Genomic DNA, 24,979 nt, shown 5'->3' on the forward strand with positions numbered 1-24,979 from the left:
CAGGAAGGGAGGTCGGCCTCTATGACCGTCAAAGAGGTGGAGGAGCGCACCGGGCTGCCACGAGCCAACATCCGTTACTACGAGAGCGAGGGGCTCATTCATCCCGCCCGGGGAGAGAACGGCTACCGGGACTACCGTCAGGAGGACGTGGGCACTCTGCTGAAAATCAAGCTGCTGCGGCAGGTGGGGTTCTCCCTGGAGGTGATTCGGGCCCTCCAGGCGGGAGAGCTGGATCTGGAACCCGCTCTGGAGGGCCGGCTGGCCGCCCTGACCTCCCAACAGACGGAACTTGGCCAGGCCGCAGGGATCTGCCGGGCCATGCGGGAGGACCATGTCCGGTACGACACCCTGGACGCCCCCGCCTACCTGGACCGCATGCGTCAGCCGGAGCGGCCCTCCCTCACCTGGAGGGAGGACCCGCCGCCCCAGACCATCTTTCCCTGGCGGAGATTTTGGGCCCGGACCTTAGATCTCATACTGTGCACCTTCCTGTATTTCAGCGCGCTGGCCCTGTTGGGCCGGATCAGTATACTGAACCGCACCGGGGGATACGAGATTCTGGACCAGCTGGGGGCGCTGACCCTGCTCCTGCTGCTGGAGCCCCTGTGCCTCCACCTGTGGGGGGCCACCCCGGGAAAATTTCTCCTTGGCCTGCGGCTGACCCGGAGCGATGGGAGCTGTTTCAGCTATTGGGAGGGACTGCGCAGGACGGCCCTGGTTCTGGTGGGGATCGGGGGAAATCTGATCCCTCTGGTGAGCAGCGGACTGATGATCGTCTACTGCTGGCAGGACTACCACGGCCGCCTCCAATTCTGGCGCAGGGGGACGGACGAGGTCTACACCGACGGCAGCCGCCCCGGCCAGAGTTACTGGAACATCTCCAAGAGCCGCTTGAAGGCGCTGGGCGCCGTGGGGCTGGTTTTAACGAGCTTTGCACTGTCCGTTGGAATCCAAAACTGGGTGTTGGCTCCGATACACCAGGATCGTGCTTTGACGGTGGAGCAGTTTGTGGAGAACTACAACCAATTCAGCCAAAATCTGGAGGGGCCGGACGTACAGGTGGCGCAGCTGACGGCGGAGGGGACCTTTGTGGAGCCGGAGGACATGCCCGGTGCGGCGGTTGTCTCCCTGTATGAGGACGCTCCACTCCAGCTGGAGTTTCAGGAGGAGGGCGGGGCGCTCACGGCGGTGTCCTACTCCTACCGCTATGAGCCCTCGGGAGAAGGTCTGTCCACCACCCTGCCCGGCCGGACGACCGCCAAGATCCTGTGGTCCTTTCTCTACGGCCGCTGCGGCCTGTCCCGGGAGGAGCTGTTGGATCTGATGGGGCAGATCGAGGAGCAGCCGGACCAGCCCCTGGAGTGGACGGACCAGGGCGCCAAGATCTTATACCAGCCGGAGGTCCTGGGGTACTATGTGAACAATTGGGGCCTGATTCCCGAGGAAGGCGCAGAAGAGTACCAGGTGACGGCGGAATTTTCCGTCTCTCTGGCCTGATGGGACGAAATATTTTTGCCTCCCTCCCCCGGAAGGATTGACACTTCTGGGGCGCTAAACTATAATAAAATACTGTCCCACCCTTTTCTTTTCCGGGTCGGGACAGTATTTTTAATCTATGAAATGAAAGGGGTTCTCCCAAATGAGCGACCAGCGTGTTTACAACTTCTCCGCCGGCCCGTCCATGCTCCCTCTCTCCGCCCTGGAGCGCGCCGGGTCTGAAATCACCAACTACCGAGGCTCCGGTATGTCCGTGATGGAGATGAGTCACCGGTCAAAGATTTTCATGCAGATCTTTGCGGAGACCCAGGAGAAGCTGCGCCGGCTGATGAATGTGCCCGACGAGTACCAGATTCTGTTCCTCCAGACCGGGGCCTCCGGCCAGTTCTCCATGATCCCCCTGAACCTGATGAGCCGCACCGGAAAGGCGGATTACGCCGTCACCGGCAACTTCGCCTCCATTGCCGCCAAAGAGGCCAAGAAATACGGCACCGTGAACATCGCCGCCGACACCAGCGACCGGGACCACAGCTACATTCCCGCCCAGGACCAGCTGAAACTGGACCCGGAGGCCAGCTACTTCTACTACTGCGCCAACAACACCATCTACGGCACCGAGTGGCAGTATGTGCCCGAGACCGGGAATGTGCCCCTGGTGTGCGACATGTCCTCGGACATTCTCTCCCGCCCGGTGGACGTGTCCAAGTACGGCATCGTCTACGCCGGAGCTCAGAAGAATATGTCCCCCGCCGGTCTGACGGTGGTCATCATCCGCAAGGACCTGGCCGGCCACGAGCTGCCCTACACCCCGCTGATGATGAACTATCAGACCATGATTGAGAAGGACTCCATGTACAATACGCCCCCCTGCTGGTGCATCTACATGCTGGGCCTCACCCTGGACTGGGTGGAGGAACAGGGCGGCGTGGCCGGCATGGAGAAACTGCGTGACCTGCGCTCCTCCATGCTGTACGATACCCTGGACAATTCCAAGCTCTTCAAGTGCCACGCGGAGAAGGGCTCCCGGTCCGGGATGAACGTCACCTTCCGCACCGGCAATGAGGAGCTGGACGCCAAGTTTGTCTCCGAGGCCACTGCGGCGGGCTTCGTCAACCTGAAGGGCCACCGGAAGGTGGGCGGCATGCGAGCCTCCATCTATAACGCCATGCCCGTGGAAGGCGTGGAGAAGCTGTGCGACTTTATTAAGGAGTTCGATCAGAACAACTAAGCCGCCCAGTGGTGCAGTCACGTTTCCCACGCCTTCCAGCCGCGCAAGCGGCCCGCGCCTTTGGCGCGTCCAAGCGTTTTTGCCAAAGGCAAAAACCTTGCCGGAGGGCGAATTCACTTCGCCCGAGGATTTTAAAAAGATAGGGTCCCCACAAAACGCTTGCGTTTTGTGGGAGAGGCGTGGAGAAGCTGTGTGATTTTATCAAGGAGTTTGACAAGAACAACGAGTAATATTATGGGACGCAGGGGTTTCGCCGCCTGCGGGCGGCGAGGTACTTTCCCAGCGATGGGAAAGTACCCAAAGGATCGCCGGGGGACGCCGCAGAGGCGAACTTTGTTCGCCAATGGCGGCTTACCCCCGGTCCCCCATTACGGGGGACGCGTACCTGCTGAATTTTGCAGCATTTCCGGCGCGCAAAATCTGAGTGGCGGGTCTAAATTCCCGCCGGGCCACTGGGCCCTGGGTTTGCAAAAATTGCTGCTGTTGCGGTTCAAGGACTGCGCCTGGCTCTGCCGAGCAGGTGATAGCTGGTTCCTGATCGCGGGCTGGTCTGGGACCCGCCCCTACGAAAGAAGAGACAGCTTCTATATTAGCCGTAGGGGCGGGTGCCCTCACCCGCCCGCCGTTCTCCACCGCACAACTTGAGCCCCACCGCAGCAAAGGCGCGCTTTCAACTAGTAGAAGCATTACCCAAAGGTTACCGGACCCTCAGCGGTAGCGGGAATAGAACAATAACCGATCGACTGAACTACCCGCGCCTTTGCGTTGACCGAAACTCCCTCTTAATTGGCGGCCCCCGTAAAACGGGGGTCCAGGGGGTGGGCGGCATGGAGGCAGGGGCGGCGCAGCCGGTCCTGCCGATTGCGCCCACCCCTTGGCGGTTCTTTGGTTACTTTCTGCCCGTGCAGAAAGTAACCCGCCCCGCAGGGCGGAATCCTGCCTTTCTCCCGCCGTAGCAGAATCTTCCTAAAAAAGAAAAACAACCCAACAAGTGAGAAGGATTCGAGGTTTTCAACCATGTATCGTATTAAAACGCTGAATAAAATTTCCAATGCCGGCCTGAACCTCTTGGACCAAACCAGGTTCCAGGTGGGCAGTGACGTGGAGAACGAGGACGGCATTCTGGTCCGCTCCGCCCCCATGCACGACTATGAGTTCCCCGACGCCCTGCGTGCCATCGCCCGGGCGGGCGCGGGCACCAACAACATCCCCATCGACCGGTGCAGTGAGAGCGGCATCGTGGTGTTCAACACCCCCGGTGCTAACTCCAACGCGGTGAAGGAACTGGTGGTGGCCGCCATGCTCATCGCCTCCCGGGATATCATCGGCGGCGTGGAGTGGGTCCAGGAGCAGGTCCACACCCCCGGCGTGGACATCGCCCAGGCGGTGGAGAAGGGCAAGTCCGCCTTCGTGGGGCCGGAGATCTACCGCAAGACCCTGGGCGTCATCGGCCTGGGGGCCATCGGGGCCCTGGTGTGCAACATCGCCCTGGACCTGGGGATGGACGTGTACGGCTATGACCCCTTCCTGTCGGTGGACGCCGCCCTGCGGCTGGACCGCCACGTCCACGTGGTGAAAAATGTGGACGACCTGTACCGGGTGTCCGACTATATCACCATCCACATCCCCTACAACAACGACACCAAGGACTTCATCAACGCCGAGGCCATCTCCAAGATGAAGGGCCAGGTGCGGGTGCTGAACCTGGCCCGGGGCGGTCTGGTGAACGACGACGACATGATCGAGGCTCTGGAGTCCGGCCGGGTGGCCCGGTACATCACCGACTTTCCTGACGACAAGATCGCCCCGGTGAAGAACGTCATCGCCTTCCCCCACCTGGGCGCCTCCACGCCGGAGAGCGAGGAAAACTGCGCCCGCATGGCCGCCGACCAGCTGAAGGACTACCTGATCAACGGCAACATCAAAAACTCCGTCAACCTGCCCAATGTGTCCCAGGAGTGGAGCGGCATCTCCCGGGTGTGTCTGATCCACAAGAACATTCCCGCCATGCTCACCCGCATCACCTCCATTCTGGCGGACGAGGGGGTCAACGTGGAGAATATGACCAACAAGTCCCGGAAGGATTACGCCTACACCATGGTAGATCTGAACAGCCGCATCAAGGACACAGTGGCCGATGAGCTGCGGGCCATCCCCGGCATGATCCGGGTGCGGGTGCTCAACCACTGATAAAATGGGCCGGCTGCGCATCCAGTATAACGCGCCGGTGGTGCTCACCTTCAGCCTGCTCTCCCTGGCGGCTCTGCTGCTGGGGATGGCCACAGGGGAGCGCTCCACCTGGCTGCTGTTCTGCGTCTACCGCTCCCCCCTCACCGATCCCCTCACCTATGTGCGACTGTTCGGCCATGTGCTGGGCCACGCGGGATATGGCCATTTCATCAGCAACATCATGCTGCTTCTGGTGGTGGGCCCGCCCCTGGAAGAGAAATACGGCAGCCGCCGGCTGTTGGTATGCATCGCCATCACCGCCCTGGTGTCCGGTCTGGTCCAGGTTCTCCTGTTCCCCGGCGCCGCCCTGCTGGGGGCCAGCGGCATCGTCTTTATGATGATCGTCCTGTCCTCCCTGGCGGGCATGCGGGAGGGGGCCATTCCCCTGACCCTGATCCTGGTGGTGATCCTCTACCTTGGGGGCGAGGTAGTGGACGCGGTGGCCGCACAGGACAGTGTCTCCCAGCTCACCCACATCGTGGGCGGGCTGTGCGGGGCCGCCCTGGGGTTCGCCATGAGCCGGTCCCAGCCCTTTTCTCGATAATCCCAAAACGGCGCGTGCGTCCGGCGCACACGCCGTTTTGTCTCCGCGCATGCTGACATGCGCCATCAAAACTTCACTCAGGAGGTCCTCCATGAGCTTTGACCGCGATCTTTTCCTCCCCGTCTCCCGGGAGGACATGGCCCGCCGGGGCTGGGATTCCTATGACATTTTGATCATCACCGGGGACGCCTATGTGGACCACCCCTCCTTCGGCCCCACCATCATCGGCCGGGTGCTGGAGGCGGAGGGCTACCGGGTGGCCATCCTGGCCCAGCCCGACTGGCGCACCCCGGAGTCCTTCATCGCCCTGGGCCGTCCGCGCCTGGCGGTAATGATCTCCGCGGGCAACCTAGACTCCATGGTGGCCCACTACACCGCCGCCAAAAAGCGCCGCCACGACGACGCCTACTCCCCTGGCCGAAAGGCAGGCCTGCGCCCCGACCACGCCACCGTGGTGTACGCCAACCGGGTGCGGGAGGTGTTCGGGGACATTCCCGTCATCATCGGCGGCCTGGAGGCCTCCCTGCGGCGGTTTGCCCATTACGACTACTGGGAGGACAAGGTGCGCCGGTCCATCCTCTTTGACGCCCAGGCGGACATCCTCACCTACGGCATGGGGGAGAAGGCCTCGGTGGAGATCGTCTCCCGCCTGGCCTCCGGCACCCCGGTGGAGGAGATCACCGACGTGCGGGGCACCTGCGTGTCCATCCGGGACCCGGGGGTGTGCGCCTACCCCAAGGTGGAGGTCCCCTCCTTCGAGCAGGTGTCCTCCAGCAAGGAGGACTACGCCCGGGCCAACATGATCGAATATAACGAGCATGACCCCTTCGTGGGCAAGGCCATCCTCCAGCGCCACGGCCGGGACCTGCTGCTGGCCAATCCCCCGGCCATGCCCCTCACCACCCAGGAGATGGACCGGGTGGCCGAGCTCCCCTATGTGCGGGAGCCCCACCCCATGTACGACGACATGGGGGGCGTGCCCGCCATTGAGGAGGTGCGCTTCTCCATCACCCACAACCGGGGCTGCTTCGGGGCCTGCAACTTCTGCTCCCTGGCATTCCACCAGGGGCGGGTCATCTCCGCCCGCAGCCACGAGAGCGTCCTCCGGGAGGCGAAGCTCCTCACCCAGCACCCGGGCTTCAAGGGGTACATCCACGACGTGGGCGGCCCCTCCGCCACCTTCCGGCACCCCTCCTGTGAGAAGCAGCTCAAGCACGGTCTGTGTAAAAACCGGGCCTGTCTGGCCCCGGAGGCCTGCCCCAACCTGAACGCCGACCACACCGACTATATGATGCTCCTGCGGAAGCTGCGGGAGCTGCCCAAGGTAAAGAAGGTCTTTATCCGCTCGGGCATCCGCTTTGACTACCTGATGAAGGACCCCAGCGGGGAGTTTTTCACCGACTTGGTCCAGTACCACATCTCCGGCCAGCTGAAGGTGGCCCCGGAGCACTGCGTGGCCCACACTCTGGACTACATGGGCAAGCCCCACATTGAGGTGTACGAGAAATTCCGGGAGAAGTATTTCAAGCTCAACCGCCGGTACGGCAAGGACCAGTATCTGGTACCCTACCTGATCTCCTCCCACCCGGGGTGCACCCTGGAGGACGCGGTGCAGCTGGCCGAGTGGCTGAACAAGCAGGGCCACATGCCCGAGCAGGTCCAGGACTTCTACCCCACTCCGGGCACCCTGGCCACCTGCATGTGGTACACCGGCCTGGACCCCCGGACCATGAAGCCGGTGTTCGTCCCCAAGACGCCCCACGACAAGGCCCTCCAGCGGGCCCTCATGCAGTGGCGCAAGCCCCAGAACCGGAAGCTGGTGCTGGAGGCCCTCCACAAGACGGACCGTGAGGACCTGATCGGCTACGGCAAGCGGTGCCTCATCCGCCCGGACAAGGGGGGCGCTCCCCACGGCGGCGAGGGAGGAGGGCGTCCGGACCGCTCCGCGCCTCGAAAGTCGATGGGCGGCCGGCCGTCCCGCTCAGAGAAGTCCGAACCCTCCAGGCGCTCCGGTCCCGCTAAGCGGAAGGCGGGCTGGGCCAAGCCCGCCGCTCCCAAGAAGGGCACAAAGGGCCGGAAGCGGGGATAACACAATCGTTTTGGAAAGGACAGAGGCATCATGGAGGAAATCAAATGCAGCTGCGGCGGAATGTTCCAGTACCTGGGGCCTGAGTTCCTTCGTACGGGCAACATTCAGTTTCTGGTGGATAAGGACGTGGAGGAGAAGTGTATCCCCGGCGAGCTGTATGTCTGCGACCGGTGCCGCTGCCTGCGCTTCTGCGCCAATGCCATTTGGATCTCAGAGCGGAAGGCCTGGTGGGAAGAACAGCGCGCTGAAGTGGAGCGGGAACAGCAGCGGCAGCAGGCCAATTTTCAGGCCCGTTTCCAGGCTTTCCTACTGGATTTCGCAGCATACAGCAGCCAGAAGCTGGAGAAGATCGCCTCCGGCGGCTCCCTGTTCTCCGGGTATGACGAGGTGGCCCAAGCCGCTGCCCGGCATCTGCTGGAGGAGCGGAAGGCAAATCCCGACGCCGAGCCTCGGGAGCAGGAACACGTCCAGCCGGAGCCACGCCCCAGCTGGACCAGACGAAAAAACTCCAAGCCCCCCTGGGAGCGGTAATATTTTATTTTGTGACAGACAGAAAATTCCTGGAACCAGTTGGCTCCAGGAATTTTTTATAGAAAGAACGGGCCCCGGGCAGATGCCCGGGGCCCTTATGCGTTCTAATTACTTGTACAGCTCCACCAGACGAGTCAGATGCTCGTAGCGGGCCTTGGCGGCCTCTTCGTTCTCGGCGAAGAGCTCCTTGGCGCGCTCGGGGAAGGAGCGGGTCAGGCTGGAGTAGCGGGCCTCGTTCATCAGGAACTCCTGATAGCCGCCAGCGGGGGCCTTGGAGTCCAGAGTGAAGGGGTTCTTGCCCTCGGCCTTCAGAGCGGGGTTGAACCGGAACAGGTTCCAGTAGCCGCACTCCACGGCCTTCTTCATCTCGCTCTGGCAGTTGGTCATGCCGCCCTTGATGGAGTGCATCTCACAGGGGGCGTAGCCGATGATGAGGGAGGGACCGTGATAGGCCTCTGCCTCGGCAATGGCCTTCAGAGTCTGGTTCATGTTGGCGCCCATGGCTACCTGAGCCACGTACACATAGCCGTAGGTCATGGCGATCTCCGCCAGGCTCTTCTTGGGAGTGACCTTACCGGAGGCGGCGAACTGAGCCACCTGGCCGATGTTGGAGGCCTTGGAGGCCTGTCCGCCGGTGTTGGAGTACACCTCGGTGTCGAACACGAACACGTTCACGTCCTCACCGGAGGCCAGCACGTGGTCCACGCCGCCGAAGCCGATGTCGTAGGCCCAGCCGTCGCCGCCGAAGATCCACACGGACTTCTTGGCCAGATACTCCTTCTCCTGGAGGATCTCAGCCACCAGCTTGCAGGCGTCGCAGTCGCAGAACTGCTTGCCGGCAGCCTTCAGCTCCTGGCCGTGGGCCTGGAACTTGGGATCGCCGCTGGCGATGAGCTCGTCCACGGTGCAGATACCGGCCTCCAGAGCGGCCACATAGGCCTTGGTGGCCTCGCCGTTGGCGGCGCCGTCGTTCATGGTATCCAGCCACTTCTGGCCGGCCTCCTTGATCTCGGCGGTGCACCAGTCCACATTGATCAGGGCGCGGGTCTTGTCGGCCAGCCGGTTGCGGATGGCGTTCTGGCCCAGATACATGCCCAGGCCGTGCTCGGCGTTGTCCTCAAACAGGGAGTTGGCCCAAGCGGGACCCTTGCCCTCGGCGGTGGTGGTGTAGGGGGAAGTAGCAGCCGGGCCGCCCCAGATGGAGGAACAGCCGGTGGCGTTGGAGATATACATCCGGTCGCCGAACAGCTGGGTGATGAGACGGGCGTAAGCGGTCTCGGCACAGCCGGCGCAGGAGCCGGAGAACTCCAGCAGAGGCTTCTTGAACTGGCTGCCCTTCACGGTCATGTCGGCCACGTCGGACTTGGTGGTGACATTGGCCACCATGTAGTTGAACACGTCCTGCTGGGCGGCCTCCTGCTCCTGAGGCACCATGGTCAGGGCGCCGGCGGGACAGATCTTGGCGCACACGCCGCAGCCCATGCAGTCCAGGGGGCTGACAGCCATGGCGAACTTGTACACGCCCTTGCCCTTGCCGGCCTTCACGTCCACGATCTTGGCCGCCTCGGGGGCGTTCTTGGCCTCCTCCTCGGTCAGAGCATAGGGACGGATGGTGGCGTGGGGGCAGACGAAGGAGCACTGGTTGCACTGGATACACTTGCTGGAATCCCAGGTGGGCACGGTCACGGCCACGCCGCGCTTCTCATAGGCGGAGGCGCCCAGCTCGAAGGTGCCGTCCACGTGGTCCACGAAGGCGGACACGGGCAGGCTGTCGCCGTCCATGCGGTCCACGGGGTCCAGGATGGACTCCACCATCTTCACCAGCTTCTCGGGGCCGGTGAGCACGCTCTCCTTCTTGCCGTCCTCGGCGGTAGCCCAGGAGGCGGGGACCTCCACCTTCTTGTAGGCGGTAGCGCCCAGGTCAATGGCCTTGTGGTTCATGTCCACAATATCCTGGCCCTTCTTCAGGTAGGAGTGGGTGGCCGCATCCTTCATGTACTGGATGGCCTCGGCCTCAGGCATGATCTTGGCCAGGGAGAAGAAGGCGGACTGGAGGATGGTGTTGGTGCGCTTGCCCATGCCGATCTCAATGGCCAGGTCAATGGCGTTGATGGTGTAGAGCTGGATGTTGTTCTTGGCGATGTAGCGCTTGGAAGCGGCATCCAGGTGGTGCTCCAGCTCCTCGAAGGACCACTGGCAGTTGATCAGGAAGGTACCGCCGGGCTTCACGTCCCGGACGATGGGGAAGCTCTTGGTGATATAGCTGGGCACGTGGCAGGCCACGAAGTCAGCCTTGTTGATATAGTAGGGGCTCTTGATGGGCTTGTCGCCGAAGCGCAGGTGGCTGATGGTCACGCCGCCGGTCTTCTTGGAGTCGTACTGGAAGTAGGCCTGCACGTACTTGTCGGTGTGGTCGCCGATGATCTTGATGGAGTTCTTGTTGGCGCCCACGGTGCCGTCGCCGCCCAGGCCCCAGAACTTGACCTCGATGGTGCCCTCGGCCGCGGTGTTGGGGGCGTCGTCCTTCTCCGCCAGGGAGGTGTTGGTCACGTCGTCCACAATGCCGATGGTGAAGTGGTTCTTGGGGGCGTCCTGAGAGAGGTTCTCATACACGGCGAACACGCTCTTGGGAGGCGTATCCTTGGAGCCCAGGCCGTAGCGGCCGCCCACCACGGTCTTGTCGGTGATGCCGGCGCCGGCCAGAGCGGTGATGACATCCATATAGAGAGGATCGCCCTGAGCGCCGGGCTCCTTGGTGCGGTCCAGCACCGCGATCTTCTTGGCGGTGGCGGGGATGGCAGCGATGAGCTTGTCGGCCCGGAAGGGGCGGTACAGGCGGACCTTGATGAGGCCGACCTTCTCTCCCTTGGCGTTCAGATAGTCAATGACCTCCTCGGCCACGTCGCAGATGGAACCCATGGCGATGATGACCCGGTCAGCGTCGGGAGCGCCGTAGTAGTTGAACAGCTGATAGTCGGTGCCCAGCTTGGCGTTGATCTTGCCCATGTACTCCTCCACGATCTCGGGGAGCGCGTCGTAGTACTTGTTGGCAGCCTCGCGGTGCTGGAAGAAGATGTCGCCGTTCTCGTGGGAGCCGCGCATGGTGGGGTGCTCGGGGTTCAGCGCGCGCTTGCGGAAGGCCTCCACGGCGTCCATATCCACCATCTCAGCCAGATCCTTGTAGTCCCAGATGGCGACCTTCTGGATCTCGTGGGAGGTGCGGAAGCCGTCAAAGAAGTTGATGAAGGGGACGCGGCCCTTGATGGCGGACAGGTGGGCCACAGGAGCCAGGTCCATGACCTCCTGCACGTTGCCCTCGGCCAGCATGGCAAAGCCGGTCTGGCGGCAGGCCATCACGTCGGAGTGGTCGCCGAAGATGTTCAGAGACTGGGCGGCCACGGTACGGGCGGACACGTGGAAGACACCGGGCAGCAGCTCGCCGGCGATCTTGTACATGTTGGGGATCATCAGCAGCAGGCCCTGGGAGGCGGTGTAGGTGGTGGTCAGAGCGCCCGCGGCCAGAGAGCCGTGGACGGTACCGGCGGCGCCGGCCTCAGACTGCATCTCGATGACCTTCACGGTGGTGCCGAAGATGTTCTTCTGGCCCTGGGCCGCCCACTGGTCCACATAGTCGGCCATGGGGCTGGACGGGGTGATGGGGTAGATGCCGGCTACCTCGGTAAAGGCGTAGCTGACATATGCCGCAGCATTGTTGCCGTCCATGGTTTTGAACTTTCTTGCCATAGAGTTCCCTACTTTCTTCCTTTTTCAGTTTGATAGGGATTTCAGGCTGAAACGCCTGTCCTCCCCACAACTCTCTGCCCTATTTTACTGTCTCTTCATGGAAATTCCCATGTCTGAATTAGTTATAATCCCCATAAGAATTTACTTATAATGAAAGAGGACAGCGCCGTCCCGGGCAGACTGGACCGGCAGTTTTATCAACAATGGTTAGTTTAACACTTTTTTTGCGGTTTGTAAATTGACTCTCTACGCTTTTTCTTTGTTCTCCTTACAAAAATACCCGATACTATTGCAATGTTTCTTGCACAAGGTTACAATGAAACGGAAAAGCAGCTCCCACATTCCAGGAATTTCAGCGGGACCGGGCTCTCTTCACGGGGATTTCATAAAAGTTCAGGTATATCCCCCGGCGGCTCCGGACTCTTTCCGCTTCCTTTTAGGAGGACGATTCAAATGGTCTATCCGGTACATTCTCTCGGGCTCCACGGCATCACCGGCTACCCGGTGTCGGTGGAGTGCGATCTGTCCAGCGGCCTGCCCGCTTTCACGGTGGTGGGCCTCCCCGACGCGGCGGTGAACGAGGCCCGGGAGCGGGTGCGCTCCGCCATTAAAAACTGCGGCTTCTCCTTTCCGGTGAGCCGCATCACCGTCAACCTGGCCCCCGCCCATGTGAAGAAGATCGGCACCCTGTACGACCTGCCTATTCTGGTGGGCCTGCTGGCCGCCGGAGGACAGCTTGCCCTCCGGGACCGGGACTGCGCCTTTGTGGGGGAGTTGTCCCTGTCCGGCCGCCTGCGCCCCTGCGCCGGCATGCTGTCCATGGCCCTGGCCGCCAAGGCCGCCGGTCTGCATAAATTGTTTGTCCCGGAACAGAACGCCGCCGAGGCCACTCTGGCCGGCGGGCTGGAGGTCTATCCGGTCAACAACGTGCAGCAGCTGGTGCGCCATCTCACCGGTGAGGCCCCCATCTCCCCCGCCCCCGCCTGGGACGGGACCGTGGTTCCCCTGCCCGGCCCCGACTTCTCCCAGGTGAAAGGCCAGGAGCCGGTGAAGCGGGCTCTGGAGATTGCCGCCGCCGGGGGACACAATATTTTAATGGTGGGTCCGCCGGGCTCCGGCAAGTCCATGCTGGCCAAGCGCCTGCCCTCCATCCTCCCGGACATGACCAGGGAGGAAGCCCTGGAGGTGACCCAGATCCACTCGGTGCTGGGTCTCACCGACCCGGAGCGCCCCCTTATCACCCGCCGTCCCTTCCGCTCCCCCCACCACAGCATCTCCGCCGTGGGCATGTCGGGCGGCGGAGCCAGCCCCCGTCCCGGGGAGATCTCCCTGGCCCACAACGGGGTCCTCTTTCTGGACGAGCTGCCCGAGTTTCAGAAGGACGTGCTGGAGGTCCTCCGCCAGCCCCTGGAGGATGGACAGGTGCAGATCTCCCGGGCTGCCGGGTCGGTGACCTACCCCAGCCGGTTTATGCTGGTGTGCGCCATGAACCCCTGCCGGTGCGGCTGGTACGGCCACCCCTCCGGCCGGTGCCGGTGCTCCGAGGCCGACGTGCAGAAGTACCTCTCCCGCCTGTCCGGCCCCCTGCTGGACCGCATCGACCTGTTTGTGGAGGTGTCCGCCCTGGAGTTTGAGGAGCTCTCCCGCCGGGAGCCCTCCGAGCCCTCCGCCGCCGTCAAGGAACGGGTGGACCAGGCCCGGGCCGTCCAGACACAGCGGGAGGGCGGCCGGTGCAACGCCCAGATTGAGACCGAGAGCCTGGAGCGCTGCTGCACCCTGGATCAGGACTGCCAGGCCATCCTCAAGGGGGCCTTCACCCGCATGGGCCTCACCGCCCGCAGCTACGACCGCATCCGCCGGGTGGCCCGGACCATCGCCGACCTGGACGGCTCGGAGGACATCCAGCCTCAGCATCTGGCCGAGGCTCTCCAGTACCGGCCGCCGGAGTATTTGAGAAGGTGATTTCCTTTTTGTGGGGGGATTTCGCCGCCTGCGGGCGGCGAGGTACTTTCCCAGCGATGGGAAAGTACCCAAAGGATCGCTGGGGGACGCGGCCGACGGGCACTTCGTGCCCATAGGACCGCTTACCCCCAGCCCCCCATTTTACGGGGGGTATCCCTTGGGACAGACAGAATAGTTCCGGCGCGCAAAATCTGAGTGACAGTCTAAATTTCCGCCGGGCCACTGGGCCCTGGAGCTGCAAAAATTGCCGTTGGTGCGGTTCAACTTCCGCGCCTGGCTTGACCGAACCAACGGTACTGGTGCTGGATACACTGTAGGGACGGCTATCAGCCGCCCGAGCCTTCCCCCTTGGAGGGGGAAGGTGCCGAGCAAAGCGAGGCGGATGAGGGTGGGCTCCGAAATGGCACCCCCTCAGCGGGCCAGCCAGTGTCCGGCCCCTACGAAAAGAAGGAACAGCTTCTATATCCGCCGTAGGGGCGGCACACCGGGCCGCCCGTTCCCATCATCGACGAGATCCCCAAGGTGTTCCACTTCCAGGAACTGGAACGATGCGCGCAGGGGCCGATGTCCTTATCGGCCCGCGCCGAAGAACCGCATTATTTTTCTTCCCCAAGTATTTTCAACAAAAAAGCGGCAATTCGCAAAGATTTTCTTTCCGGATTGCCGCTTTATTGCTGCTGATTCAATTCTTTTTCGATTTCCATCACCAGAACGCTCATTTTTACGTCCAGCGCCAGACTGATTCGGTAGAGCGTCTCCAGGGTGGGCTTCCGCTCTCCCCGCTCAATGGCGCTCAGATGGGTCCGCCCAATGTCGGAGAGGCCGCTCAGTACCTCCTGGGTGAGGCCCTTTTTGATTCGGTATTTTGCAATGACTTCCCCCACGATCTTTGGGTCCAGCCGCATCTCGCTCATGGAATCACCCCTGTTAACAGGGTACCCTAAAACTTTTTCTTTTCTGAACACATATGTTGACATTTGAATACTTATGTGTTACCTTTAAAATAATTTGAAAGAACTGAATGGAGGGAACTGCTATGAAGCGCATCAATGCCATCTCGATCATCCTCGCCCTGTCTCTCTCCCTGGCGGCCTGCGGCGGTGGGGGTGCCTCTGAAAGCGAAAGCACCAGTGGCCCGGCGGAGACGTTTTCCTATCCCGATTTTCTCTCGGAGGTTCAGGCGAACCAGGTCCGGGCCAGCGAGACGTATGTGGGAAATCGCTTTGCCATCTCTGCCTTTGTGTCTGAGCTGTCCCAGGATGGCTGTACCCTGGAGTTTCTGGACTCCTCCGACTACTTCGTGACGGCCCCCCTGGACCAGGAGGCCCTGCTGGATCTGGAAACTGGAATGCGAATCCAGGTCGATGGCTCCATTGAGAGCATCGACCAGGGCTGGATTATCCTTGACTCCGCAGAGGTGACAGGCTCCGCTTTCCCCCTGTCCGCCTCGGTTCTGTCCCTGGTCTACGCCTCCGCTAGCGCCCCTCTGCCCGCATACTGCATCGCCCGGGTTCAAGGTTCCGTGGATGGCATAGAGAATCCCCTCTGTAAAATCAATCTGAGCGGAGAGGACCTGTCCACCCTGGCCGAGGGAGACACAGTGTCTGTCCAGGGACCTCTGTACACCCTCAGCACCAACCCGCTGGAAGGCGGCGTGATGGAATACCTGGGTGAAAAGGTCCTTCTGGAGATGAGAGACGCCCAGTTTATAGAAAACTCCTAGGCCTTGTTTGAAAATTGGAAATGTGCCCGACGGCGAGGGATTTTTTCGCCAGACAAGGCGATTTGACGCGGCAATACTTTGTGTATTGCAAGGAAAATCAACGCAGTATGGCGGAAAAAGAACCGCCGTTGGGGCATATTGACATTTTTCAAACACGGCCTAAAGTAAGCGGAAAAACAGCGGCTGACACCTGGTTTCAGATGTCAGCCGCTGTTTGATATGCGCACAAATTTATTTCAGGAATCCCTTTACGATCTGCTCCTCGGCCTCCTTCTCGGTGAGCCCCAGGGTCATCAGCTTGGTGAGCTGCTCCCCGGCGATCTTGCCGATGGCCGCCTCGTGGACCAGGCTGGCGTCCACACAGTTGGCGGTGACCTCCGGGATGGCGGCCACCACACCGTGGTCCATGATGATGGCGTCGCACTCGGAGTGGCCGTAGCAGCGGTTGTTGCCGTTGATGCGGGCCAGGAACACCTGCTTGGAGTCCTCCCGGGCCACGGAGCGGGAGATCACGTTGGTGTGGCAGTCCTCTCCGTCCAGATCCACGGTGAAGTCGGACTTGGCCAGCTGTTTACCGTGGGTCATCACCTTCTCCTTAATAATAAGGGTGGCCCGGTCCCCCAGCTTGGCGTTGGTGGTGCGGACGGTGGAGTCCACCCCCTTGATCTGGGTGGTCTCCATCTCCATGTAGCTGTCCTCGTCCATCTCCACCACGGTGGTGGGGTTCATAATGTTCTCGCCCCGGCCGTCGCCCTCGCCGTAGTGCCGCTCCACATAGCGCACCTTGGCTCGCTTGCCCACGTGGAAGGTGTGGATGCCCGAGTGCTCCGAGTTCTGCACCCCGCAGTTGTGGATGCCGCACCCGGCCACGATGGTCACGTCGCAGTCGTCGCCGATGAAAAAGTCGTTGTACACGGTCTCGGTGAGGCCGCTCTCGCTCAAAACCACGGGGATGTGGACGCTTTCGTTTTTGGTCCCGGGCTTGATGATGATGTCAATGCCGTCCTTGTCCGTCTTGGACACGATGTCGATGTGGGCGGTGGTGTTTCGGGCGGCCGCCTTGCCGTTGGCCCGGATATTGTAGGCCCCTTCGGGCACGTCATGCAGTTCTGCTACCTGCTCCAGCAGGCTCTTTTGAATGGCATCCATGGTTCTATCTCCTTCTGAATTAGGAATGAGGAGTTAGGAATTAGGAATTATGGTGTCCGGCTCCGCCGGACGATTGGAATTGGCCGCCGCAGGCGGCATATCAATTCCTCATTCCTAATTTCTAATTCCTAATTATCTTGCCGCTTATCTCACCTTGTCGCTCAGGGCGCTGCACACCCCGCCGGTCTCCCCCAGCAGGCCGGGGAGGATGTCCTTGCGCGCCCCGTCGCTCTGCACCCGGCCGTCGGCCAGGACGATGATCCGGTCGGCGATGTTCAGGATGCGCTCCTGGTGGGAGATGATGAGGATGGAGCCGTTGATCTTCTCGTGGAGGTGCTCGAACACCTGGATCAGGTTGGAGAAGGACCACAGGTCGATGCCCGCCTCCGGCTCGTCAAAGACGGACAGTTTTGTTCCCCGGGCCATAATCATGGCGATCTCAATGCGCTTGAGCTCGCCGCCGGACAGGGAGGCGTCCACCTCCCGGTCGATGTAGTCCTTGGCGCACAGGCCCACCTCAGAGAGGTAGTCGCAGGCCTCGGACACGCCGATGTCCTTGCCGCTGGCCAGGGTGATCAGGTCCCGCACCGTCAGGCCCTTGAAGCGCACCGGCTGCTGGAAGGCGAAGCTGATGCCCTTGTGGGCCCGCTGGGTGATGTCCAGCCCGGTGATGTCCTCCCCATCCAGCAGGATGCGCCCGGTGGTGGGGGTATAGATGCCGGCGATGATCTTGGCCAGGGTGGACTTGCCGCCCCCGTTGGGGCCGGTAATGGCCACAAACCGCTCGCCGATTTTCAGGTTGATGTCCCGCAGGATGCCCTTGTCCTCGCCGTCCTGCTCTACCTCATAGCTGATGTGCTGTAGCTCCAGCATACTGGTTCCTCCTCTATTGGCACCCGGCCCGAAGGCCGCTTGACTCGTTCAGTTTCCCCGGGATCAGCCTGTCCCAAACCAAAACAGGGACACTCTGTCCTCCAGAGCGTCCCTATTGTACCATATGAGGCGGATTTTGTCTATCATTATTTTCCTATTATTTTAGTGGGAATTTAATTTTCTTTCAGCACACCTATCCAAAAGCACCTGTGCATTTCCACCTCACCCAGCTAAATTTTATAAGTCCGCCATCAATGTCAAAGCGGAGGTCTGGTCCTCCTCCCAGATCAGTTTCCCCTCCCGGGCTTCCACGGCCCGATTCTGCCTCTGAAACCGGTGAACTCCAGCGACCACTCCTTCCGCCGGGATTTCAGACTTGCATTTTCTGCCGGAGTATGATATAAATATGGGCAGCATAAATGCGCAGATTGGGAAAATAGCGGGTTTGCAGATTGCAGAGAGGGGCGGCCGCCGGCTGAAAGCCGTCCTAAGCTGTGCCGCTTGGTTCGCCCAGGAGCGGCCCCTGAGAGGGGGACGGGTGTTCCGCCGTTATCCGGAGACAAGTGCGTATGGTAATATACGAATGCGGGTGGTACCGCGGAAGGCTGGCCTTTCGTCCCAGAAATCGTTGGGACGGAGGGCTTTTTTCATAATTTTAACGGTAAGGAGAAGATATGGATATGATCATCACAACAACAAACAGCATAGAGGGCCGCCAGATTCAAGATTATCTGGGGGTTGTCTTTGGAGAAATGATTTCAGGCGTCAATTTTATTCGGGATTTTGCCGCAGGGCTGACCAATTTCTTTGGCGGGCGGTCCAACAGCTATGAGGAGGAACTGGTGGATGCCCGGGAGACCGCCCTGCGGGAATTGGAGGAGCGGGCCGCCCGGCTGGGGGCCGATGCCGTAGTGGGCGTCAAGATGGACTATGAGGTTCTGGGGTCGGACAACGGGATGCTGATGGTCACGGTCAGCGGCACCGCCGTCACGCTGAAATAAGAACAAAACAGTTTCAAAATCCTATACCCAATAAAGGAGCAGACGATATGAAAGAACAGTTAGCAAAAATCCGGGCCGAGGCCCTCTCGGCCATGGAGAACGCCCAGTCCGCCGCCGAGCTGGACGGGCTCCGGGTGCAGTACCTGGGCAAGAAGGGCGAGCTCACCGCCGTTTTGAAGATGATGGGCAAGCTCTCCCCTGAGGAGCGCCCCGCCATGGGCCAGCTGGCCAACGAGGTGCGCGCCGCCCTGGAGAGCGCCATTGAGGAACAGGGCAAGCGTCTGGAGGCCAAGGCCCTGGAGGCGCGCCTGGAGGCTGAGGCGGTGGACGTGACCATCCCTGGAAAAGCCCCCAAGCTGGGCCACAAGCACCCCATGTACCTGGCCCTGGACGAGCTGAAGGATATCTTCATCGGCATGGGCTTCACCGTGCTGGACGGCCCCGAGGTGGAGCTGGCCGAGTACAACTTCGACAAGCTCAACGCCGGGGAGGGCCACCCCTCCCGGGACTGGTCGGACACCTTCTACTTTGACAAGGACAGCCGGGTGATGCTCCGCAGCCAGACCTCCCCCATGCAGGTGCGGGCCATGGAGACCATGGAGCTGCCCATCCGCATCATCGCCCCCGGCCGGGTGTACCGCAAGGACGAGGTGGACGCCACCCACTCCCCCATGTTCCACCAGGTGGAGGGCATGGTCATCGACAAGAACGTGACCATGGCCGACCTGAAGGGCACCCTGAACACGGTGGTGGAGCAGCTCTACGGCAAGGGCACCAAGACACGGTTCCGCCCCCACCACTTCCCCTTTACCGAGCCCTCCTGCGAGATGGACGTCCAGTGCCACAAGTGCGGCGGCGTGGGCTGCCCCACCTGTAAGGGCGAGGGCTGGATCGAGATGCTGGGCGCCGGCATGATCCACCCCAAGGTGCTGAAGATGTCGGGCATCGACCCGGAGGTCTGGTCCGGCTGGGCCTTCGGCATCGGCCTGGAGCGCACCGCCATGCGCCGGTTCAAGATCGCCGACCTGCGCCTCATCTTCGAGAACGACGTGCGGTTCCTGGAGCAGTTCTGAGGCTGCGCCTCAGAACCGTAGGGGCCGATGCCCTCATCGGCCCGGCGGTGTCCGCCTGCTGTATCCAGCGGGCCGCTGGGGACAGCGGCCCCTACAAAACCTGATGTAAGGGAGTTTTCATATATGAACTTATCTCGCAAATGGCTCCAGGAGTTCGTCTCTGTGGACGCCAATGACAAAGAATTTGCCGAGGCCATGACCCTGTCCGGCTCCAAGGTGGAGCTCACCCACGACCTGGGGGAGGAGATCTCCAACGTGGTAGCGGGCAGGATCGTCTCCATGGTCCGCCACCCCAATTCCGACCACATGTGGATCTGCCAGCTGGACGTGGGCAAGGATGAGCCTGTCCAAATCGTCACCGGCGCCTGGAACATCCACGAGGGGGATCTGGTCCCCGTGGCCCTGCACAAGTCCACCCTCCCCGGGGGCAAGAAGATCGAGAAGGGCAAGCTCCGGGGTGAGGTGTCCAACGGCATGCTGTGCTCCCTGAAGGAGCTGAACCTGGACGAGCGGGATTTTCCCTACGCGGTCATCGCCCCCGCCGCCCTGCTGAACGACTATAAGCCTCTGGACCCGGAGAAGCCCTCCATCCCCGCCGACATCAAGGCCGGGGATAAGGTGTTCGGCCCCGTGGTGTGCGCCCAGGTGACCGAGTGCGGGACTGTGGACTGCGGCCGCTATCAGGTGATCCTGGATTTGGGCGGCTCCACCACTCAGATGGAGAGCGTCTGCTCCAACATCCATGCCGGGGATCTGGTGGCTTACAACACCAAGTCCAATATCATCTGCACCCTGGAGGACCTCCACGCCCAGCAGGCCGAGTTCCCCCACTGCATTCCCGACGGCATCTTCGTCCTCCAGGAGGAGGGCGTGAAACCCGGCGACGACATCAAGAGCGTCATCGGCGCCGACGACCACGTGGTGGAGTTTGAGATCACTCCCAACCGCCCCGACTGTCTGTCCGTCATCGGTCTGGCCCGGGAGGCGGCGGCCACTTACGACGTCCCTCTCACCCTCCACGAGCCCGAAGTAAAGGGCGGCGGCGCGGGCAGTCTGGTGGAGCTGCTGGATGTGGAGACCCCCGCCAGCGACCTGTGTCCCCGGTACACCGCCCGGATGGTGCGCAACGTGAAGATCGGCCCCTCCCCCAAGTGGATGCGGGAGCGGCTGCGCGCCATGGGGGTGCGGCCCATCAACAACATCGTGGACATCACCAACTATGTCATGTTGGAGTACGGCCAGCCCATGCACGCCTTTGACTACCGCTATGTGCAGGGCGGACATATCATTGTCCGCCGGGCCGAGGAGGGCGAGGAGCTCACCACTCTGGACGGCAATGTGCGCAAGCTCAACTCCAACATGCTGGTCATCGCCGACGAGGACCGGGCAGTAGGCCTGGCCGGCATCATGGGCGGCCTGAACAGCGAGATCGTCGCCGACACCACCGACGTGGTGTTCGAGTCCGCCAACTTCGACGGCACCACCATCCGCCGCACCGCCCTGGCTCTGGGCATGCGCACCGAGGCCAGCGCCAAGTACGAGAAGGGCCTGGACCCCCTGAACACCCTCCCCGCCGTCAACCGGGCCTGTGAGCTGGTAGAGCTGCTGGGGGCCGGCGAGGTACTGGACGGGGTCATCGACATCCTCAACTATGTACCCCAGCCCCGCACCATCACCATGAACCCGGACCGGGTAAACGCCCTCTTGGGAACCGATATCCCCGCTGTGGCGCAGTACAAGTACCTGGCCCGTGTGGGTATCTTCACTGAAAACCAGGACTGCCCCGACGGCCCCGCCCACGTGGTCATCCCCTCTTGGCGGGCTGATGTGGAGGGCATCGCCGACCTGGCCGAGGAGGTAGCCCGGTTCTACGGCTACAACAACATCCCCGTCACCCTCATGCGGGGGCAGACCACCCGGGGCGGCTACTCTCCCGAGCAGGAGGTGGAGCGCACCCTGGGCCAGACCTGCCGGTCCCTGGGCTATGACGAGATCATCACCTACTCCTTCATCTCCCCCACCTACTACGACAAGATCCGCTGGGCCAAGGACGACCCCCGCCGGAAGTCCATGAAGATCATGAACCCCCTGGGCGAGGACACCTCCATCATGCGCACCACGGTGCTCCCTTCCATGCTGGAGATCCTGTCCCGCAACTACAACTACCGCAACCAGGCGGTGCGGCTCTACGAGCTGGGCCGGGTGTACTTCGAGCGTGAGGACGGCATGGCCGACGAGCCCAAGGTGCTCTCCATGGGCGCCTACGGGGACGGCATGGACTTCTTCATCCTGAAGGGCGCTGTGGAGGACCTGCTCTCCTCCATCCGGGCGGAGAACGTAACCTTCGAGGCCGTGAAGGACAACCCCTCCTACCACCCCGGCCGCTGCGCCCGGGTGCTGGTGAACGGCCAGGAGGTGGGCGTGCTGGGCCAGATCCACCCCCTGGTGGCTCAGAACTACGACGTGGACGCCGAGCTCTACTGCGCCGAGCTGTCCTTCCCCGCCCTGTACGCCAACAAGGGGGCCGATCCCCAGTACGTGCCCCTGCCCAAGTTCCCCGCCGTCACCCGTGACATCGCCGTGGTGTGCGATGAGGCGGTCACCGTGGGACAGCTGGAGGCGGCCATCCGCAAGGGGGCCCGAGGCCTGCTGAAAGAGGTGGAGCTCTTCGACATCTACCGGGGCGCCAACATCCCCGAGGGCAAGAAGTCGGTGGCCTTCAGCCTCACCCTCCGCGCCGACGACCGCAGCCTCACTGCCGAAGAGGCGGACGCCGACGTGAAGTCTATCCTGGAGACCCTGGAACAGGACTGCGGCGCAGTGCTGCGCTGACCTACTTTTCTTGAAAGAAAAGTAGGCAAAAGAACTTTGTGCGAAACTGCGTTTCGCCTCTTCCCCTGCGTTACGGTGCTCCATGAAACATCCGTATCTCAATCCCATAGAACAGCTCTGCGGGCGGTCATATAGACCGCCCGCAATCCTTTTCCCTTCGGAGAAGGACGATTTCCCCTGTCAGGGGAAAAAGACAAAGTGGTAGGGGACACGGCGAAACCGTGGCGGACGAGACTGATTGGGCGGGCGGCCCAGTGTGCCGCCTCTACGGTTTAACGAGGGCATATTTAAAACCCAGGACGGGCGGGTCTAGGACCCGCCCCTACGGCGAATCCGGAAACCGTCCGTTTTTATCGTAGGGGCCGGACACCGGCCGGCCCGCAGATATACGCGGCGCGTCCAGGAGGCCGCGCCCTACAGCCCAGCACCAGCCGCCACCTGCTCGGCCGACCCAAGTGCAGGTGTGGAACCGCACCAGCGGCAGTTTTTACAGACTCAGGGCCCCAGCGGCCCGGCGGGAGGGGTTGCGGGCGGCTGATAGCCGCCCCTACGGCGATACTCACCCAGCCACATTAGTTCGGAAACCCAGGCGCGGAAGCTGAACCGCACCAGTGGAAATTTTTGCAAACCCAGGGCCCAGTGGACCGGCGGGAATCGCGGAAAGCCACTCAAATTTTGCGCGCCGGAAGGGTATTGCCCACCCAAAGGGGTAACCCTCGTAAACGGGGTCCGGGGAAAGGCGAATATGGACACGCAGTGTCCATCCTGAGCCGTCCCCGGTGGCGTTTTGGTTACTTTGCCGCCATGGGCAAAGTAACTCGCCGCAGCAGCGGCGAAATCCTCTCCGCATTCCCGGAAAGGAATGGACAGAGGCGGCGGGGCAGGCCCCCGCCCTACAGAGTTTTTCTAACGATGCTTGTTCCTTGGACTGCCCCCTCATCCGGCCCTTCGGGCCACCTTCCCCCCAGGGGGAAGGCCAGAGAAAAACAGGCGGTGAAATCTCCCCCCAATGAACAGAGACACGGCGGGCGGCCCAGTGTGCGCCCCTACAGGGAAGAAAGAGTTCTTGCAATTTAACTAATCTTGCGCTATAATGCACCTGACCGCAGGCTGCGGCCATCAACAAAAAGGGAGCTCGCAAACGGGCTGAGAGGAAGCTGTGCGCTTCGACCTGTGACCTGATTTGGGTAATGCCAACGTAGGGAGATCATAGAACCGGTTTTTCATACCGCGGGACTGTCTTTCCTCGTGACGGCAGGCCCGCGGTATTTTTATTGCAAGGAGGAACCTAACTATGCTCGGAACCTGTCTGGACCGCGTGCGGGAGACCACTCCCCTGGTCCACAACATCACCAACTATGTCACTGTCAACGACGTGGCCAACGTACTGCTGGCCTGCGGAGGCAGTCCCATCATGTCCGACGACATCCAGGACGTGGAGGACATCACCTCCATCTGCGGGGGGCTGAACATCAACATCGGCACCCTGAACCAGAACACCATCCCCTCCATGTTTGCCGCTGGGAAAAAGGCCAATGAGCTGGGCCACCCGGTGGTGCTGGACCCGGTAGGAGCGGGAGCCAGCGCTCTGCGCACCCAGACCGCCCTCAAGCTGCTGGAGGAGGTCAAGTTCACCGTGGTCCGGGGCAACATCTCGGAGATCAAGACCCTGGCCGCCGGCTCCGGCACCACCAAGGGGGTGGACGCGGATGTGGCCGACGCGGTGACCGAGGACACCCTGGACGCGTCGGTGGCCTTCGCCAAGTCCATGGCCGCCCGTCTGAACGCCGTGGTGGCCATCACCGGAGCTATCGACCTGGTAGCCGATGAGAAGACCTGCTACGTCATCCGCAACGGCCGCCCAGAGATGGGGAAGATCACCGGCACCGGCTGCCAGCTCTCCGGCCTCACCGCCGCTTACGTAGTTGCCAACCCGGACCGCCCCCTGGAGGCGGCGGCCGCCGCCGTGGCCTCTATGGGCCTGGCCGGTGAGATCGGCTGGAGCAATATGCAGCCCGCCGACGGCAACTCCACCTACCGCAGCCGGATCATCGACGCCATCTTCCATATGGACGGGGCGGCGCTGGACAAGGGGGCCAAGTATGAGGTGCGATAAGAGGGACCTGCTCCTGTATGCGGTCACCGACCGGGCCTGGCTGGGGGACAAGACCCTGGCCTGGCAGGTAGAGGAGTCCCTGAAGGGGGGCGCCACCATGATCCAGCTGCGGGAGAAGCACCTGGACGAGGACACCTTCCAGGCGGAGGCCCTGGAACTCCAGGCCCTGTGCCGCCGGTACGGCGTCCCCTTCCTCATCAACGACGATGTGGAGCTGGCCGTGGCGGTGAACGCCGACGGGGTCCACGTGGGTCAGCACGACATGGAGGCCGGTCAGGTGCGGGAGAAGATCGGCCCGGACAAGATCTTAGGGGTGTCCGCCCAGACGGTGGAGCAGGCTCTCCGCGCCCAGGCGGCGGGGGCTGACTACTGTCTCTTATACACATCT

The 24,979-nt window shown here is 62.0% G+C and carries 17 protein-coding genes and 1 riboswitch; of the genes, 13 read left to right on the plus strand and 4 right to left on the minus strand.

What is annotated here, in order from left to right; genetic code table 11:
* Window positions 1–21 precede the first annotated feature (21 nt).
* From H6B31_RS09565 to H6B31_RS09590, 6 genes are all read left to right on the plus strand, one after another.
* Window positions 22–1,497 carry a MerR family transcriptional regulator gene (locus tag H6B31_RS09565; RefSeq protein ID WP_204898304.1) on the plus strand — a complete coding sequence of 492 codons (1,476 nt, stop codon included), beginning with the start codon at window positions 22–24 and terminating at the stop codon, window positions 1,495–1,497.
* Between the two features lie 142 nt (window positions 1,498–1,639).
* The gene (serC, locus tag H6B31_RS09570) at window positions 1,640–2,725 is read left to right on the plus strand and encodes a 3-phosphoserine/phosphohydroxythreonine transaminase (protein WP_204898305.1); all 1,086 of its coding nucleotides are present in this window, start codon (window positions 1,640–1,642) and stop codon (window positions 2,723–2,725) included.
* Window positions 2,726–3,742: 1,017 nt separating this feature from the next.
* Entirely contained in the window at window positions 3,743–4,915 is a 1,173-nt protein-coding gene (locus H6B31_RS09575) for a phosphoglycerate dehydrogenase (protein WP_087289963.1), read from the plus strand.
* A gap of 4 nt (window positions 4,916–4,919) precedes the next feature.
* The gene (locus H6B31_RS09580; protein ID WP_204898306.1) at window positions 4,920–5,498 is read left to right on the plus strand and encodes a rhomboid family intramembrane serine protease; all 579 of its coding nucleotides are present in this window, start codon (window positions 4,920–4,922) and stop codon (window positions 5,496–5,498) included.
* Window positions 5,499–5,589: 91 nt separating this feature from the next.
* On the plus strand, window positions 5,590–7,587 hold the full coding sequence (locus H6B31_RS09585) for a YgiQ family radical SAM protein (protein WP_204898307.1): 1,998 nt from the start codon (window positions 5,590–5,592) through the stop codon (window positions 7,585–7,587).
* A 30-nt stretch (window positions 7,588–7,617) separates the two neighbouring features.
* A complete protein-coding gene (locus H6B31_RS09590; protein WP_204898308.1) occupies window positions 7,618–8,118 on the plus strand; it encodes a hypothetical protein in 501 nt (166 codons plus the stop codon).
* Window positions 8,119–8,226: 108 nt separating this feature from the next.
* On the opposite strand, the gene nifJ is transcribed toward H6B31_RS09590, so the two are convergent.
* Window positions 8,227–11,862 (minus strand): pyruvate:ferredoxin (flavodoxin) oxidoreductase, encoded by a 3,636-nt coding sequence (gene nifJ / locus H6B31_RS09595; RefSeq protein ID WP_204898309.1) that lies wholly within the window; start codon window positions 11,860–11,862, stop codon window positions 8,227–8,229.
* A gap of 453 nt (window positions 11,863–12,315) precedes the next feature.
* On the opposite strand from nifJ, the gene H6B31_RS09600 reads away from it, so the two are divergent.
* Window positions 12,316–13,824: a YifB family Mg chelatase-like AAA ATPase gene (locus H6B31_RS09600; protein WP_204898310.1), complete on the plus strand. Its 1,509-nt coding sequence runs from the start codon at window positions 12,316–12,318 to the stop codon at window positions 13,822–13,824.
* A gap of 668 nt (window positions 13,825–14,492) precedes the next feature.
* Here the strand turns inward: H6B31_RS09600 and H6B31_RS09605 are convergent.
* Window positions 14,493–14,738, minus strand: a complete 246-nt coding sequence (locus H6B31_RS09605) for a helix-turn-helix domain-containing protein (RefSeq protein WP_243418965.1) — start codon at window positions 14,736–14,738, stop codon at window positions 14,493–14,495.
* 122 nt (window positions 14,739–14,860) lie between these two features.
* Here H6B31_RS09605 and H6B31_RS09610 point away from each other — a divergent pair, with 122 nt between their 5' ends.
* A complete protein-coding gene (locus H6B31_RS09610) occupies window positions 14,861–15,547 on the plus strand; it encodes a hypothetical protein (protein ID WP_204898311.1) in 687 nt (228 codons plus the stop codon).
* Between the two features lie 231 nt (window positions 15,548–15,778).
* Here H6B31_RS09610 and H6B31_RS09615 read toward each other — a convergent pair whose 3' ends face one another.
* Window positions 15,779–16,696, minus strand: coding sequence for a SufB/SufD family protein (locus H6B31_RS09615; protein WP_204898312.1), 918 nt, complete (start codon window positions 16,694–16,696; stop codon window positions 15,779–15,781).
* 144 nt (window positions 16,697–16,840) lie between these two features.
* Window positions 16,841–17,569, minus strand: a complete 729-nt coding sequence (locus tag H6B31_RS09620) for an ABC transporter ATP-binding protein (protein WP_204898313.1) — start codon at window positions 17,567–17,569, stop codon at window positions 16,841–16,843.
* Window positions 17,570–18,249: 680 nt separating this feature from the next.
* On the opposite strand from H6B31_RS09620, the gene H6B31_RS09625 reads away from it, so the two are divergent.
* The 5 genes from H6B31_RS09625 to H6B31_RS09645 form a co-directional block, all read left to right on the plus strand.
* Window positions 18,250–18,570: a putative heavy metal-binding protein gene (locus H6B31_RS09625; protein ID WP_204898314.1), complete on the plus strand. Its 321-nt coding sequence runs from the start codon at window positions 18,250–18,252 to the stop codon at window positions 18,568–18,570.
* 47 nt (window positions 18,571–18,617) lie between these two features.
* The gene (gene pheS / locus H6B31_RS09630; RefSeq protein ID WP_204898315.1) at window positions 18,618–19,643 is read left to right on the plus strand and encodes a phenylalanine--tRNA ligase subunit alpha; all 1,026 of its coding nucleotides are present in this window, start codon (window positions 18,618–18,620) and stop codon (window positions 19,641–19,643) included.
* A gap of 123 nt (window positions 19,644–19,766) precedes the next feature.
* Window positions 19,767–22,475 carry a phenylalanine--tRNA ligase subunit beta gene (gene pheT, locus H6B31_RS09635; RefSeq protein ID WP_204898316.1) on the plus strand — a complete coding sequence of 903 codons (2,709 nt, stop codon included), beginning with the start codon at window positions 19,767–19,769 and terminating at the stop codon, window positions 22,473–22,475.
* A gap of 1,117 nt (window positions 22,476–23,592) precedes the next feature.
* A riboswitch (TPP riboswitch) is annotated at window positions 23,593–23,698 on the plus strand.
* A 71-nt stretch (window positions 23,699–23,769) separates the two neighbouring features.
* Window positions 23,770–24,591, plus strand: a complete 822-nt coding sequence (gene thiM, locus H6B31_RS09640; RefSeq protein WP_204898317.1) for a hydroxyethylthiazole kinase — start codon at window positions 23,770–23,772, stop codon at window positions 24,589–24,591.
* A partial coding sequence (locus tag H6B31_RS09645) for a thiamine phosphate synthase (RefSeq protein WP_204898318.1) occupies window positions 24,578–24,979 on the plus strand: 402 nt, incomplete at its 3' end. The genes thiM and H6B31_RS09645, both read left to right, overlap by 14 nt.

It is taken from the genome of Pseudoflavonifractor capillosus (genome assembly GCF_016899775.1).
GTDB lineage: Bacteria > Bacillota > Clostridia > Oscillospirales > Oscillospiraceae > Lawsonibacter.